Below are 13520 nucleotides of genomic sequence, written 5' to 3'. Positions count from 1 at the left end.
GCATTGCATGACGTCCTTGTTTCAGTTCTGCGGTTTCCAGGCGCCGCTGTCGACGGCCGCGACCAGCTTGTTGACGGCTTCGCGCATGGCCAGGTCGAGCACCTTGCCGTTGAGGGTGGAGTCGTAGCTGGCAGTGCCGCCGAAGCCGATCACTTCACGGTTGGACAGGGCGTATTCGCCCGCACCCTGGGTGGAATAGACGACTTCGGAGGTGGAGATGTTGACGATGTTCAGCGCCACCTTGGCGTAGGCGATCTGGGTCTTGCCACGGCCGAGGATGCCGAACAGCTGGTGGTCGCCCACTTCCTTGCGGCCGAACTCGGTGACATCACCGGTCACCACGTAGTCGGCCCCCTTCAGGCGCTGGGCCTGGCCCTTGATGGCGGCTTCCTGCTGGATCTCGCTCATGTTGTCGCGGTCCAGCACGTTGAAGCGGTTGGTCTGCTGCAGGTGGGTGATGAGGATGGTCTTGGCCTGGCCACCGAGGCGGTCGACGCCGTCGGAGAAGATGCCGCGCATGTAGCTGGAGCGGTTGTCGAACTTGCCGACGGCGATGGGTGCACGCGGGCCGCTGTAGGGACGGTTGACGCTCTCGACCTGCTGCACCGCGACGGCGGTGGAGGTTTCGGTGGCGCAGCCGGACAGGCCGGCCAGGGCCATGGCTGCCAGGACCGGCAGCAGGGCACGCTTCGAGACGATGCTCATGGAGACTCTCCTTGTTTTAAAAGCCAAGGCCTTCGCCACCGGCAGACCGGGCGAAGACCGAAATAATGAGGGGGAGCGGCCGCAACCGGCTCATCGGGCAGGACGCGCCAACGAGGGTGCGATCAATAACGGAGAAAGGCGTGAAAAACGACGACATCCGATGTCCTGCGACTGCGACAACTCCTGGATTCACCCCGCCGCCAGTGGGTTGCAGGGCAAGGCCTGGGCCGGGCGCGCGGAGATTAATGGCATTTGGCCTTTACGCGCAGCACCTGCCGACGGACGGCTTGATAGCACGGCTTGCGGGGTGTTGTCGCGGGTGACATGGCAGGGCTGTGACGGACTTGCCGGCACGGCATCGCGTGGTCGGAAATCTCCGAACCAAGATCACCCATCGCGCCCGTTACCAAATGCTGAGCGAAGCGGCTTGCCCCTCCCGGTTCATCTCCTCCCCATCCTTCACAGGTCGATTGCCCAGCCTGCAACTATGCTTGCCGACGAGGTAGCCCGCTGGACAACGAGGAGATGGAACGATGAGAAAGACAATGCATGTGCTGGCCGGAACCGCACTGATCCTGATGAGCGCCGGCGCATCGGCCAGTGATGTCGGCTTCGGGATCGGCATCAGCTACGTGTTTGGCGAAGGCCCTGCCCTGGGGATCAAGGCCTTCTCGAACGACGAGGACAACGAAGCCGTTGTCTCGGTAGGCCTCGATTACGTGTTCTCCAGTCAGTCGATCCGCCCGAACATCGGCGTCGGCTACCAGGGGGAAGGCTATTACGGCGATGCCAACGTGGGTTACTCGCTGGAGAAACAGACCGTGGACTTCGGACTGGGCGGTGGCTGGTCCAACTCCGACGACCATAAGAAGCACCGGCCAGAACCGGCACCGCCCGTGATTATCTGACCAGCGCCCGGCACGTAAACCCTCCCTGGGCCCGGCGTCAAGCCTAGGGACACACCGAAAAGCCCGCCATTACGGGCTTTGCATCAGCGCCAACTGCCAGGCTGCTGGACCAACGGCGAAGTGTTGGACGCGTCCTTGCAGGCGCGGTAAGCAATGGCCTGGGATTTTTCGTCAGACTTGACCGGAAATCCGGCCTCCTCCCCGTTGTATCCCCACTCGCCCAACGCGCAATCGACCCACAAGACCTCCGTGCCGCTGCTTCCATTGTCGAGTTCTATCACCGCCTGGGACTCCGCCAGCAGCTCGACCGAGACCACCTTCAGCCCGCCGCCGATCAGTTCCTCTGCAGACGCAGCGACAGGAATCAGAGCCGCCGCAGCAACCGCCAAGAGCACAATACGCATCGATCACCCCTCCATGGTCTGGAGCAATGACTGTAGTAGAGCACCGCCCATGCAGATACTGCCTAACGAGATAAAGCGCGAATCGCGCTCTCACGACGAGAGGCTTGCTCCAAGAAGCTGCTTTCAATCGATGACTCGGGATTCTTGATAAACTGCGCGCCCTTCGCGCCAGACACGGATCTGAGCGGTGCAACCCACACTACCGTCTTTCCGTTTCCGCTGGTGATCGTGCCCATTTCCCTATTTGCTACACGGCGAGTTTGACTTGCTACCTGTAGCGAGCGCGGCCCGAGAACCAGTGAAACGGGGTAAAACGGGCAGAAATCAGACGTACCAAAATGCCCCTAGAATCAAGCTCTACGCCAGAAACAACGAGCCCTGCGCTGTCCCGCCGCTTCTCCGTGGCGCCGATGATGGATTGGACCGACCGGCATTGCCGCTTCTTCCTCCGCCAACTGTCCCGGCACGCGCTGCTGTACACGGAGATGGTGACCACTGGTGCGATCCTGCACGGGGATCGCGCTCGCTTCCTCCGCCATGACGAGCAGGAGCATCCGCTGGCGCTGCAGCTGGGCGGTAGCGTGCCGGCCGACCTGGCAGCCTGCGCGCGGCTGGCGCAGGAAGCGGGTTACGACGAGGTGAACCTCAACGTCGGCTGCCCCAGCGACCGGGTGCAGAACAACATGATCGGCGCATGTCTGATGGGGCACCCGACGCTGGTGGCCGACTGCGTGAAGGCCATGCGCGATGCGGTGGAGATCCCGGTGACGGTCAAGCACCGCATCGGCATCAATGGCCGCGACAGCTACGAGGCGCTCTGCGATTTTGTCGGGCAGGTGCGGGAGGCCGGCTGCCGGAGCTTCACCGTGCATGCACGCATTGCCATCCTCGAAGGACTCTCACCGAAGGAGAACCGCGAGATCCCGCCGCTGCGCTATGACGTGGCCGCCCAGCTGAAGCGGGACTTCCCGGACCTGGAGATCATCCTCAACGGCGGCATCAAGACCCTCGATGAGTGCGAGGCGCACCTGACTACCTTCGATGGCGTGATGCTGGGCCGCGAGGCCTACCACAATCCCTACCTGCTGGCATCGGTGGATGGGCGCCTGTTCGGCTCGGAGGCCCAGCCGATCACCCGCGCCGCCGCACTGGAGGCCATGCGCCCCTACATCGAGCGGCACATCGCCGAGGGCGGGCAGATGCATCACATCACCCGCCACGTGCTGGGCCTGGCCCAGGGATTCCCGGGGGCACGACGCTTCCGCCAACTGCTCTCGGTGGACGTGCACAAGACCCAGGCGCCGCTGGAACTGCTCGATCAGGCCATCGACCTGCTGCGCGGCCACTGAGCCGCGTTCTGCGGGGCCAGGGCATAGCCCTTGTGCCCCTCCGGCACCACCAGGCCGCTTTCCAGCATCCGCCCCAGCACCTGCCGCACGCTGACCAGGGAGAGCGGCTCGCCGGCGGCGTTCAGCCGCTGGTGCAGCAGGCGGGTGGAGATGCCGCCGTCTTCGTTCTGCGCGTCGCAGAGTATCTCCAGCACCTTCAGGCGCGGCAGGCTGGCCTTCAGGCCGGCGTCCTGCAGCATCTGGCGCAATCGGGAATGGTCGCTGTGGGGCATGGCGAAGCTCCTTCTGGTCTGTTGCCTGTGGCGTGTCGGCACCGAGGCGGCCTTCCTGCGCCACCCCACCCGCTCAGCGGGCCCTCATCAATAAAGACGAACCAGCACGGAAAACCCGCAAGGAAATACGGAATTTTTTTCGCGGCCATGGTCTGACGAACGTGGCGGCAGCGCCGCCATGAAATTCCCCTGGCCGCCCGTTGAGCCCGCCCGGGCTGCTCGGGTAAGGTCACGCAATCTGCAACGACAAGGCCTCGTCATGACTTCCAAGCTGGACCAACTGAAGCAGTTCACCACCGTGGTGGCCGACACCGGCGACCTGGATGCCATCGCCCGCCTCAAGCCGGTGGATGCCACCACCAACCCCTCGCTGCTGCTCAAGGCAGCAGCCCTGCCCCGCTACGCCGATCTGCTGGACCAGGCCGTGGCGGGCAGCGCTGGCGACCTTGGGCTGGCATGCGATCGTTTCGGGGTGGCCGTGGGCCAGGAGATCCTCAAGGTGATTCCGGGGCGCATCTCCACCGAAGTGGACGCGCGCCTGTCCTTCGATACCGAGGCGACCCTGCGCCGTGCCGAGCGCCTGGTGGAGCTGTATGACAAGGCCGGCATCGGCCGCGAGCGCGTGCTGATCAAGATCGCCTCCACCTGGGAAGGCATTCGCGCCGCCGAACGCCTGGAGCGCAGCGGCATCCAGACCAACCTGACCCTGCTGTTCAACTTCGCCCAGGCGGTCGCCTGCGCCGAGGCCGGGGTGTTCCTGATCTCTCCCTTCGTCGGGCGCATCTACGACTGGTACAAGAAGGCCGAAGGCCGCGACTACGCGGGCGCCGAGGACCCGGGCGTGCAGTCGGTCTCGCGCATCTACCGCTACTACAAGGCCCACGGCTACGAGACGGTGGTAATGGGTGCCAGCTTCCGCAACCTGGGGCAGATCGAGGCCCTGGCCGGCTGCGACCGCCTGACCATCAGCCCGGACCTGCTGCAGAAGCTGGCCGAAGATGACGGCCAGCTGGTTCGCCAGCTGAGCGCCGAGGGCACGGCAGAACCGCGCCAGACACTGGATCAGCCGGCCTTCCGCTGGCAGTTCAACGAAGACGCGATGGCCACCGAGAAGCTGGCCGAGGGCATCCGCCTGTTCGCCCGGGATCAGGAAAAGCTCGAAGCCCTGCTCAAGGCACGCGCCTGATACGAAAGCGCCTGGCTGCAACGGCCAGGCGCATCAGGTTCAAGCGGGGAAGGTTGAAAGGTCAGCTGCGCTCGAGCGCGCTGACCAGATCATGGAAGGCTTCGCGGTTGGACTCGTTCAGCCCCATCAGGATGCGGTGTGCTTCGAGCACCTTGGTGCGCACCACGTCCTCGGTCTGGTCCTGGGGCGGCAGGTCCTCCAGGCACTCAGGGCACGGCAGCGGCTTGTCGACGATGTTGAACACCTGATCGAAGCCCATCGACTGCAACAGCCGGGTGATGTCCGGGTGGGTGGTGACGACGGTGGGCAAGAGCCCGACCTTCTGCCGGGAGAGGATCGACAGCTTGGCCAGCAGGCCCAAGGTGGTGCTGTCGATGCTGCGCGTTTCGGTCAGGTCGATGACGATCGCCGAAAAGTTAAGCGCGGAGAAAATCTTCTCGATAGTGGCGTCCAGGGCCGAACACAGGGTCAGGCGGATTTCACCGACGAACTTCAGGACAAAGGTGCCGTCCTGCTCGGCAAACTGGATTTTACCGGTACTCATGCAAGGTTCCTGCTCAACACCAGCAAGGCGATATCATCTGGCATATCCCCCAGGTTGGCCAGGCCAAAGGCCTTCTTGAGGCCATCCAGGGATCCACCGGCTGCCTGCACGATTTCCGGCAGGGCAGCTTCTTTCTCTTTGAGCGTGTCGCCCGGCAAAAGGTCCAGGATGCCGTCGGACATCAGCGTCAGGCTGAACGAGGTCGGCAGGTCCATCACCTGGTCCTCGTAGGCCGCTTCCTCGAACAGGCCAACGGGCAGGCCGCGCCCTGTGAGGTAATGCGCCTGGCCTTCGCTGTACAGCACAGGCAGGGGCAGGTGCCCGCCGATGCTGTAGGTCAGCTTGCCGCTCTCCTCGTCGATCACCCCGCCCAGCATGGTCACGTGCTTGCCCAGCTTGCAGTTGATCAGGCCACGGTTGATGTGGCCGAGCACCTCGGAGGGCTTGAACTCCGGCAAGGTACCGCCACGGCGCGACTCGTAGAGCAGCCGGGTGGTCATGAACTTGAGCAGGACGGTGACGAAGGCGGACGAGGCGCCATGGCCGGAGACATCCGCCAGGTAGAAGGCGATGCGCCGCTCGTCGACCCGGAAGTAGTCGACGAAGTCCCCCGACAGGTAGAGGGACGGGATGATCTGGTGGGCGAAGTGCAGCCCGTCCACCGTCCAGGGCGTGACCGGCAGCATGTTCATCTGCACCTGGCGCCCGGCGTTCTGGTCTTCCTGCAGCAGGTGCAGGCTGGCCTGGAGTTCGCGGTTGGCGGCTTCCAGCTCCTCGCGGTAACGCTGGTTCTCCAGCCGCAGGGCGTGGCGATCCAGCGCGCGGCGCACGGAGTGCTCCAGCACCGCCAGGTCTTCCAGGGGCTTGATCAGGTAGTCCGCCGCTCCGAGGCGCAGGGCTTCGACGGCGTCGCTCATCACACCAGCACCGGACACGACGATCACCGGCGTGTCGGTTTCCAGCTGGTTGATGCGGCGGATGAGTTCCAGCCCGTCGACCTGGGGCATGCGCAGGTCGCAGATGATCAGATCGGGATGTTCCTGCTCGAAGACCTGCAACCCCTGCAGACCATTACCTGCCTGCAGGACGTTGAAACCACTGTCTTCCAGATAGGCTGCGAGGCTGGTGCGGACAACCTCGTCGTCGTCGATGATCAGCAGCTTGGCACTGGTATTGTGCATGGAGTATCCAGGCAAACGGCGCCGGGGGTGGGCTGGTTGAGGCACCGACCTAGGCCGGATGCGGGTAAGGGGTTCGCTTCAAGGCGCAGACGGTACTCCCATCCGCAGGGCGATTCAAGCGTGCGCCGATTGTCGAAACCTGCCTTTACACATGAAAAGAGCGGGAGTTATAAGAGGCCGGGGGTCAGTCCATCCAATACCAGAGGACAGCAGATAATGAGTCAGAACGATCATCGTTCTTACAGCGAGAAGCGCGACTTCATCCGCATGCAGGTCGAGGCGCAGGTCGTTCTGCACCATGGAGGCCGCGAGTACCCGGCCCTGTGCCGCGACCTGTCGAGCACCGGCATGCAGCTGGAAGCCGATGCCCACCTGTCGATAGGTGACAAGGTGCGCGTCCACATCCCGTCCGACCACGCCGAGCTCAAGGGCCTGGACGCCGAAGCCGAGGTGGTCCGCATATCGGCCGGCGACGATGGGCGCATGTCCATCGGCCTCGCCATCACCTCGATGAGCTGATCGGCGCACATAGAAAGAAGGCGGCCCATTGGCCGCCTTTTTCATACCCGCAAAACGAGGGAGGCGATCAGAAATCGTCCTCGACCTCGCCATCGCGCACCTTGAACTCGCGGTTCTGCAGGTAGGCGTTGCGGATGAACACGTACTTGTCGCCGGTGATCATCTTCTCCGCCGACAGCAGGCTGGCACGGGTGTCCACGGTGTTCACCCCGAGGATCACGTTACGGGTCGGCACGTGGTCGATGTAGGGATAGGGCGTGGTGTAGCTGTCGACGAAGCGCGCCGGCGCATCGCGCAGGGTGCTCGGGCCCAACAGCGGCAGCACCACGTAAGGGCCGCTGCCCACGCCCCAGGTGCCCAGGGTCTGGCCGAAGTCCTCGTCGCTGCGCTGCAGCCCCATGCGGGTCGCCACGTCGAACACGCCAAGCACGCCGAAGGTGGTGTTGAAGATCAGCCGGCTGGTGTCCACGCCCGCCGCGTGCAGCTTGCCCTGCAGCAGGTCGTTGGCCAGGTTGCCGACGTCACCGACGTTGCGGAAGACGTTGTGCACGCCGTCTTCCACGAACTGCGGCGTCACGTACTGGTAGCCCTGGGCGATCGGCTTCAGGGCGTAGGTGTCGACCGTGTCGTTGAAGCTGAACACCGCGCGGTTGACGCCCTCCCACGGGTCTTCATCCGCAGCCTGGGCCACCAGCGGCAGCGCCACCAGGCCGGCGACCGCCAGCAGGCGGCCCATTCGATCGAGCCAACCCGCACCGATCATTCGCATTGCAGTCTCTCCTAGGGAAAAGTAGTGTGGCGCCCCCAGCGGGCCGCCCGACAAGGCGCGCAGTATACGGCCATTGGATGGCCAATAGGCAGCATAGGTAACGCGACCAATGGCGGAAAAGAATTTACTCCATGTAGCTCACATCCCCGTGCGCTGGGGCGATATGGACAGCTACGGCCACGTCAACAACACCCTCTATATCCAGTACCTGGAAGAAGCCCGCGTCGCCTGGTTCGAGCGCAATGGCATCGCCATGAACCACGTGGCCCAGGGCCCGGTGGTGCTGCAGACCCTGCACACCTACCTGCGGCCCGTCGTACACCCGGCCACCGTGGTGGTGGAGCTCTACGCCGGCACGCTGGGCAACTCCAGCCTGGTGGTCGAGCACCGCCTGGGCACCCTGGAGGCACCTGGCGTGGTCCATGGCGAAGGCCACTGCAAACTGGTCTGGGTCGACCACGCCAGCAACCGCCCGGTCCCCGTACCGGAAGCCCTGCGGCGCATCTTCCAGGGCCTGCCGGCCGTCACGGAACCGTAACCTGCGCGTCATCCCGGGCAGCTAGGCTGGAAGCGCCCACGTCAGGATGACCCGCCCATGCCCAGCACCCCGCCGCCCCCTTTCACCGCCCTGCTCCTCGGCCTGACCGGCTGCCTGGTGGACTTCGGCGCCCGGACCCTGCCCCTGGCCCTGCAGCGCACCGTTGCGCGCCACACCGACGGGCAGCTGGATGAGGTCGCCCCCCTCGCCCCGACCGACCAGTTGGAAGCGCTGCTGAAACGTCGCCCCCGCCCAGCCGAGCGGGCCCGCCTGCAGGATGCCCTGGTCGAGGCCGCCCACGAGCGTGCCGAACCGGCACCGGGCCTGGACGCCCTCCTCGACCGCCTGGCCAGTCAGAACATCCCCGCTGCCTGGCTGGAAGAGCTACCCGAACACGTCACCACGGTGCTCGCCCAGTCGCTGCCCGACTCGCTCCCACCGGCCCAGGCCGGCACCGGGCGCCCCTGGCCAGCCCCGGACAGCTGCTGGAACGCCCTCGCCGGCCTCGGCGTCGAACGCCTGGAAGGCTGCGTGCTGGTCAGCGGCGAACCCCGCCTGCTCCAGGCCGGCCTCAACGCCGGGCTGTGGACCGTCGGCCTCGCCGCCAGTGGCCGACTCTGCGGCCACGCCCTGGGGGACTGGCAGGCACTGCCGGCCAACGAGCGCGACGCCCGGCGCGCCCGCGCCACCCTGGAGCTGTATCGCCTCGGCGCCCATTCGGTGATCGACCACCTCGGCGAGCTGCCCGACTGCCTCGACGACCTGGCGAGCCGCCGGCAGAAGGGCGAGAAGCCCTGACCCCGTTTTGTAACGGCATTGATCACGATCAGGCAGCGCCGCCCCGCCTGGATTAATCTCACAGGCACCGGGACCTTTTGCCGTCAGACGGCGGTCCACTCCTGAGTCATGTCAAAAGGGAGAACACCATGTCCGAACGCCTGCAGCAGCAACTGAACGAACTGCGCGACCAACTGGCCCAAGACGCCCCGATGGATGCGGAAGAGCGCGCCCACCTCAACGGCCTGATCCGCGACATCGAACTGAAGCTGGCGAACGAAGCCCACACCTCGGAAGACAGCCTGGTGGACGGTGTCAACCTGGCCGTCGAGCGTTTCGAGCTGAGCCACCCGACCCTGGCCGGCACGTTGCGCAACATCATGCAGAGCCTGGTCAGCATGGGCATCTGACCCCCACCCTGAATGCAGGAACCCCGGCCAGGTGCCGGGGTTCTTCGTTTCAGCTTGCCGCCGGGCGCAGCCCGGAATCAGTTACTGCCGCACCAGCCGACCGTTGTCCGGGCTGATGGGGTGCGTGCTGCGGTAGGGGTTGATGTCCAGCCCGCCGCGGCGCACATAGCGTGCCTGCACCGTCAGGTGCTCGGGCTCGAGCAGGCGCAGCAGGTCGAGGAAGACCCGCTCGACGCACTGCTCATGGAAGTCGCAATGCTGGCGGAAGCTCACCAGGTAGGCCAGGAAGCTGGCGTGATCCAGGCGAGCCCCCTTGTACTGCACCACCAGCGTGCCCCAGTCCGGCTGGCCGGTGACCGGGCAGTTGGATTTCAGCAGGTGGCTGTGCAGCGCCTCCTCCACCACCTCGGCGGCATCGGCGCGCAGCAGCTCCGGTTGCGGATGGTCGTAGTGGTCAATGCTCACATCCAGGTCATCGATGCAGATCCCGGCGGCGCGGGCCACACCCTCGGCCTCCACCTCCGCCAGGCTGCGCACGCGCACCTTCACCTCGGCCCCTGCAGCGGCCGACAGGTCCTTCTCCAGCACCGCCACCAGTTCCGCCACCGTGGCAAAGGCGCTCTGGTTGAGGGAGTTGAGGTACAGCTTGAAGGACTTCGACTCGATGATGTTCGGGGAATCGGCCGGGATGGCGAACTCGCCGATGGCCACCACCGGCTTGCCCGACGGGGTCAGCCACGACAGCTCGTAGCAGTTCCAGAAATCCACGCCCTTATAAGGAAGGGTCTCCGCCGTCAGCCCCAACTCGCTCCACTTCGCCACGCGGGAAATGGGGAACAGCAGCTGCGGGCTGTAGGTGCTGATGTACTCACTGGACTTGCCCAGCGGCGAGTGTTCGGCGGGATGCTGCATGAGAGGCGACCTGGCGGGGGAGAGAACCGCGCAATTGTATACAGCCCGGGCCTGCCGCAAAACCTCGGCGACACGCCCGGCCCCTTACAGCCAGAAGCGCAGCCCCAGCACCCAGGCGCCCTCCTCGTCCGGCTCGCCGGCTGCGCGGAGCCAGTCCCCGCTGCGGCCGTGGGTGCGCTCCCACTCATAGCCCAGGTAAGGCGAGAACGCCGGCGTCACCCGCCAGTGCAGGCGCAACCCCGCCTCCAGCGTGCCGCTGCCGGCGCCGCGATCCAGGTCGCGGTCGTCCGCCAGGGCCAGGTCGTATTCCAGCCGGGGCTCCAGCACCAGCCGCTGGGTCAGCAGCACCTGGTATTCCGCCTCCAGGCGCAGCGACGGATCGCCCCGTTCGCTCACCAGCAGGTTGCCCTCCACCTCGAACCACTGCGGTGCCAGCCCCTTGATCCCCACCAGCGCATGGCTGCGCGCCGGCCCTGGCTGGTCGTCATGGGCCACGCCCGCCTGCCAGTCGAAGAAGTCGCTGAACATCCGCCGGTACAGCAGCTCGGTGCGGCTCGACGTGGTCGGCCCACCGGCATCCCGGGCGCCTTCGTTCTTCAGCACCAGCTTGTGGGTGTCGGTGCCGTACCAGCCCTCCAGCTCCCAGGCCAGCTGGGTGTCGTTGCCGTGGAAGCGCTGCTCCAGGTGATCGAACCCCAGGTAGCCGACCGGCATGGCGTCCATCTCCATCGCCCAGGACATCGGGCTGGCCAATGCCGCCAGCACCCCCCATTCAATGACCCGCATGAGCAGCCTCCTCCATCGGTTGCATGGCCTCGCCCAGGGAGCGGCTGCTGCCGTCGGGCGCCTCGACGATCACCTTGCGGAACATGCCGCTGGCCATGTGGTAGATCAGGTGGCAGTGAAACGCCCACTGGCCGATGGCATCGGCCGGCACGTCCACTTCCAGCGTGCTGCCGGGCGCCACGTTGACCACGTGCTTGAGCGGGTTGAGCCGGCCGTTGCCCTTGTCCAGCTGCATCCACATGCCGTGCAGGTGCATCGGGTGGTTCATCATCGTCTGGTTGACGAAGCGGAAGCGCACCCGCTCCCCGTAGCGCAGGCGGATGGGCTCGGCCTCGGAGTACTTCACCCCGTCGAAGGACCAGAAGTAGCGCTCCATGTTGCCGGTGAGCTTCAGCTCGATGGTGCGGTCCGGCGCGCGGTAGCGGGCATCCGGGCGCATCGCCTTGAGGTCGCCGTAGACCAGCACCCGCCCGCCCTCCACCGGCTCGGGGGCGATGCCGCTGCCCGGCGCGTAGTCCGGGTTGCCACCGGCGGCCGGCATCCCGTGGCCCATGGCGGCATGGTCCATCCCGGCCATTTCTGCATCGCCCATACCCGCCATCGCACCGTGGTCCATCCCCGGCATGGCGTGATCCATGCCCATGTCGGCCATGCTCAGCAGGCGCGGCGGCCCGAGGGCCGGCACCTCGGCCACCATGCCCGGCCGGGGCGCCAGGGTGGCGCGGGCGTAGCCACGGCGGTCCATGGAGGCGGCGAACAGCGTATAGGCCCGATCCTCCCGGGGCTGCACGATCACGTCATAGGTCTCGGCCACCGCCAGCCGCACCTGGTCCACCGTCACCGGCAGCACGTCGTTGCCATCCGCCTGCACCACCGTCATCGGCAGGCCGGGGATGCGCAGGTCGTAGTAGCTCATGCCCGAGGCGTTGATGATGCGCAGGCGCACCCGCTCGCCCGGCTTGAACAGCGCCGTCCAGTTCTGCTCCGCGTCGCGGCCGTTGACCAGGAAGCGAAACCCGCTGACATCGGCGATGTCCGTCGGCGACATGCGCATGTCGCCCCAGCCCCAGCGGTCCTTGAGGGTCGCCCAGACGCCATCGCGGGCGGCATCGGCAAAGAAATCACCCAGGGTGCGCTTGTGGTCGTTGTAGTACTCGGCGTCCTTCTTCAGGTTGGCGAGGGTGCGCTCGGGCTTTTCGTCCTGCCAGTCGAACAGCATCACCGTGTACTCGCGGTCGTAGCGGTACGGCTCGCGCCCGCTCGGCTCGATCACCAGCGGCCCGTACAGCCCCTCCTGCTCCTGGAAGTCACTGTGGGCGTGATACCAGTAGGTGCCCGACTGCTGCACGCGGAAGCGGTAGGTGAAGGTCTGCCCAGGCTTGATGCCCGGGAAACTGATGCCCGGCACGCCGTCCTGGTCGTAGGGCACGATCAGCCCGTGCCAGTGCAGCGAAGTGTCTCGGTCCAGGCGGTTGGTCACGCGGATCTGCACCTCCTCGCCTTCCTTGAAACGCAGCTCCGGCGCGGGCGACTGGCCGTTGATGGTCAGCGCCGGCCGGCTGCCATCGCTCAAGGCCACGCGCCCCTCATCGATCACCAGCTCATAGGTGCCGGCCCCGGCGTCGGCCGCCAGGGCCAGCAAGCCAGCGCCCATCAGCGCGCGCATCAGGGCTTGACCTCCATCTTGCCGACCATGCCGGCCTGGTAGTGGCCGGGGATGTTGCAGGCGAACTCCAGCCCGGTGGCCTGGGTGAAGGTCCAGGTCAGCTCGGCCGTCTTGCCCGGCTCCACCAGCACGCTGTTGGGGTCGTCGTGCTTCATCATCGCCCCGTGATCCATGCCAGCCATGTCCATGCCAGCCATGTCGTGCCCCATCTGGCTGTGATCCATGGCGCCCATGTCGTGCTTCATATTCATGCCGGTGGGGGTGAGCATCCCCATCTGCTGCATCTTCAGCATTTCCTGCTGGTGGCGGGCATGCATGGCCGCATCGCCGAGGTTGAACTCGTGGAGCAGGCTGCCGGTGTTCTTCAGCACGAAGCGCACCGTCTCGCCGGCCTTCACCTGCAGGCTGGCGGGCTCGTAGTACATGTCACCCAGGGTGATCTCCACGGTACGGCCGGCGTCGGCGGCCTTGGCCGGGTGGCCGAACGCGAAGGTGGCGGCACCGTCGGCCAGCACGGGCAGGCTGAGGAACAGGCCGCAGGCGAGAACAAGGGCGGATCGTTTCATGACAGGGTCTCCTGATGGACAGGCCCCC

The 13520-nt window shown here is 65.8% G+C and carries 17 protein-coding genes; 7 read left to right on the top strand and 10 right to left on the bottom strand.

Annotated elements, in window-relative coordinates:
• Positions 1-21 precede the first annotated feature (21 nt).
• A complete protein-coding gene (locus tag BM198_RS09605; RefSeq protein WP_044404206.1) occupies positions 22-705 on the bottom strand; it encodes a CsgG/HfaB family protein in 684 nt (227 codons plus the stop codon).
• A gap of 533 nt (positions 706-1238) precedes the next feature.
• On the opposite strand from BM198_RS09605, the gene BM198_RS09600 reads away from it, so the two are divergent.
• On the top strand, positions 1239-1613 hold the full coding sequence (locus tag BM198_RS09600) for a hypothetical protein (RefSeq protein WP_139233598.1): 375 nt from the start codon (positions 1239-1241) through the stop codon (positions 1611-1613).
• Positions 1614-1656: 43 nt separating this feature from the next.
• On the opposite strand, the gene BM198_RS30765 is transcribed toward BM198_RS09600, so the two are convergent.
• Positions 1657-1878, bottom strand: a complete 222-nt coding sequence (locus tag BM198_RS30765) for a NotI family restriction endonuclease (RefSeq protein WP_394328341.1) — start codon at positions 1876-1878, stop codon at positions 1657-1659.
• A 477-nt stretch (positions 1879-2355) separates the two neighbouring features.
• On the opposite strand from BM198_RS30765, the gene dusA reads away from it, so the two are divergent.
• Positions 2356-3366 carry a tRNA dihydrouridine(20/20a) synthase DusA gene (dusA, locus tag BM198_RS09590; RefSeq protein WP_074969525.1) on the top strand — a complete coding sequence of 337 codons (1011 nt, stop codon included), beginning with the start codon at positions 2356-2358 and terminating at the stop codon, positions 3364-3366.
• Here dusA and BM198_RS09585 read toward each other — a convergent pair.
• A complete protein-coding gene (locus BM198_RS09585; RefSeq protein ID WP_044404196.1) occupies positions 3336-3638 on the bottom strand; it encodes a hypothetical protein in 303 nt (100 codons plus the stop codon). The genes dusA and BM198_RS09585 overlap by 31 nt on opposite strands.
• A gap of 259 nt (positions 3639-3897) precedes the next feature.
• On the opposite strand from BM198_RS09585, the gene tal reads away from it, so the two are divergent.
• Complete coding sequence (gene tal, locus BM198_RS09580; protein WP_074969523.1) at positions 3898-4824, top strand: transaldolase; 927 nt, start codon at positions 3898-3900, stop codon at positions 4822-4824.
• Positions 4825-4885: 61 nt separating this feature from the next.
• Here tal and rssC read toward each other — a convergent pair whose 3' ends face one another.
• Positions 4886-5368: an anti-sigma factor antagonist RssC gene (gene rssC, locus BM198_RS09575; RefSeq protein ID WP_044404192.1), complete on the bottom strand. Its 483-nt coding sequence runs from the start codon at positions 5366-5368 to the stop codon at positions 4886-4888.
• Positions 5365-6549, bottom strand: a complete 1185-nt coding sequence (rssB, locus tag BM198_RS09570) for a two-component system response regulator RssB (protein WP_074969520.1) — start codon at positions 6547-6549, stop codon at positions 5365-5367. Before rssB ends, rssC begins: the two co-directional genes overlap by 4 nt.
• Positions 6550-6765: 216 nt before the next feature.
• Here rssB and BM198_RS09565 point away from each other — a divergent pair, with 216 nt between their 5' ends.
• On the top strand, positions 6766-7068 hold the full coding sequence (locus BM198_RS09565) for a PilZ domain-containing protein (protein ID WP_044404188.1): 303 nt from the start codon (positions 6766-6768) through the stop codon (positions 7066-7068).
• A gap of 67 nt (positions 7069-7135) precedes the next feature.
• Here the strand turns inward: BM198_RS09565 and BM198_RS09560 are convergent, their stop codons facing one another.
• Entirely contained in the window at positions 7136-7837 is a 702-nt protein-coding gene (locus BM198_RS09560; RefSeq protein WP_074969518.1) for an MlaA family lipoprotein, read from the bottom strand.
• Between the two features lie 109 nt (positions 7838-7946).
• Between BM198_RS09560 and BM198_RS09555 the strand changes: the two genes are divergently transcribed.
• The 3 genes from BM198_RS09555 to BM198_RS09545 all read left to right on the top strand — a co-directional run bounded on the left by BM198_RS09555 (position 7947) and on the right by BM198_RS09545 (position 9562).
• Positions 7947-8375 (top strand): acyl-CoA thioesterase, encoded by a 429-nt coding sequence (locus BM198_RS09555; RefSeq protein ID WP_074969516.1) that lies wholly within the window; start codon positions 7947-7949, stop codon positions 8373-8375.
• A gap of 57 nt (positions 8376-8432) precedes the next feature.
• On the top strand, positions 8433-9173 hold the full coding sequence (locus tag BM198_RS09550) for an HAD superfamily inactivated hydrolase PcrP (RefSeq protein WP_074969514.1): 741 nt from the start codon (positions 8433-8435) through the stop codon (positions 9171-9173).
• A 128-nt stretch (positions 9174-9301) separates the two neighbouring features.
• Positions 9302-9562: a DUF4404 family protein gene (locus BM198_RS09545; RefSeq protein ID WP_074969512.1), complete on the top strand. Its 261-nt coding sequence runs from the start codon at positions 9302-9304 to the stop codon at positions 9560-9562.
• Positions 9563-9643: 81 nt separating this feature from the next.
• Here BM198_RS09545 and queF read toward each other — a convergent pair whose 3' ends face one another.
• The 4 genes from queF to copI all read right to left on the bottom strand — a co-directional run bounded on the left by queF (position 9644) and on the right by copI (position 13492).
• Positions 9644-10474, bottom strand: a complete 831-nt coding sequence (gene queF, locus BM198_RS09540; protein WP_074969510.1) for an NADPH-dependent 7-cyano-7-deazaguanine reductase QueF — start codon at positions 10472-10474, stop codon at positions 9644-9646.
• An 84-nt stretch (positions 10475-10558) separates the two neighbouring features.
• Complete coding sequence (locus BM198_RS09535) at positions 10559-11260, bottom strand: copper resistance protein B (protein ID WP_074969508.1); 702 nt, start codon at positions 11258-11260, stop codon at positions 10559-10561.
• The gene (locus BM198_RS09530; RefSeq protein ID WP_074969506.1) at positions 11247-12926 is read right to left on the bottom strand and encodes a copper resistance system multicopper oxidase; all 1680 of its coding nucleotides are present in this window, start codon (positions 12924-12926) and stop codon (positions 11247-11249) included. Before BM198_RS09530 ends, BM198_RS09535 begins: the two co-directional genes overlap by 14 nt.
• A complete protein-coding gene (gene copI / locus BM198_RS09525; RefSeq protein WP_074969504.1) occupies positions 12926-13492 on the bottom strand; it encodes a copper-resistant cuproprotein CopI in 567 nt (188 codons plus the stop codon). Before copI ends, BM198_RS09530 begins: the two co-directional genes overlap by 1 nt.
• Positions 13493-13520 lie beyond the last annotated feature (28 nt).

The organism is Metapseudomonas otitidis (assembly GCF_900111835.1).
In the GTDB taxonomy this organism is placed as follows: domain Bacteria; phylum Pseudomonadota; class Gammaproteobacteria; order Pseudomonadales; family Pseudomonadaceae; genus Metapseudomonas; species Metapseudomonas otitidis.
Note: the sequence above shows the minus strand (reverse complement) of the source record. Positions and strands in the feature narration are given on the sequence as shown.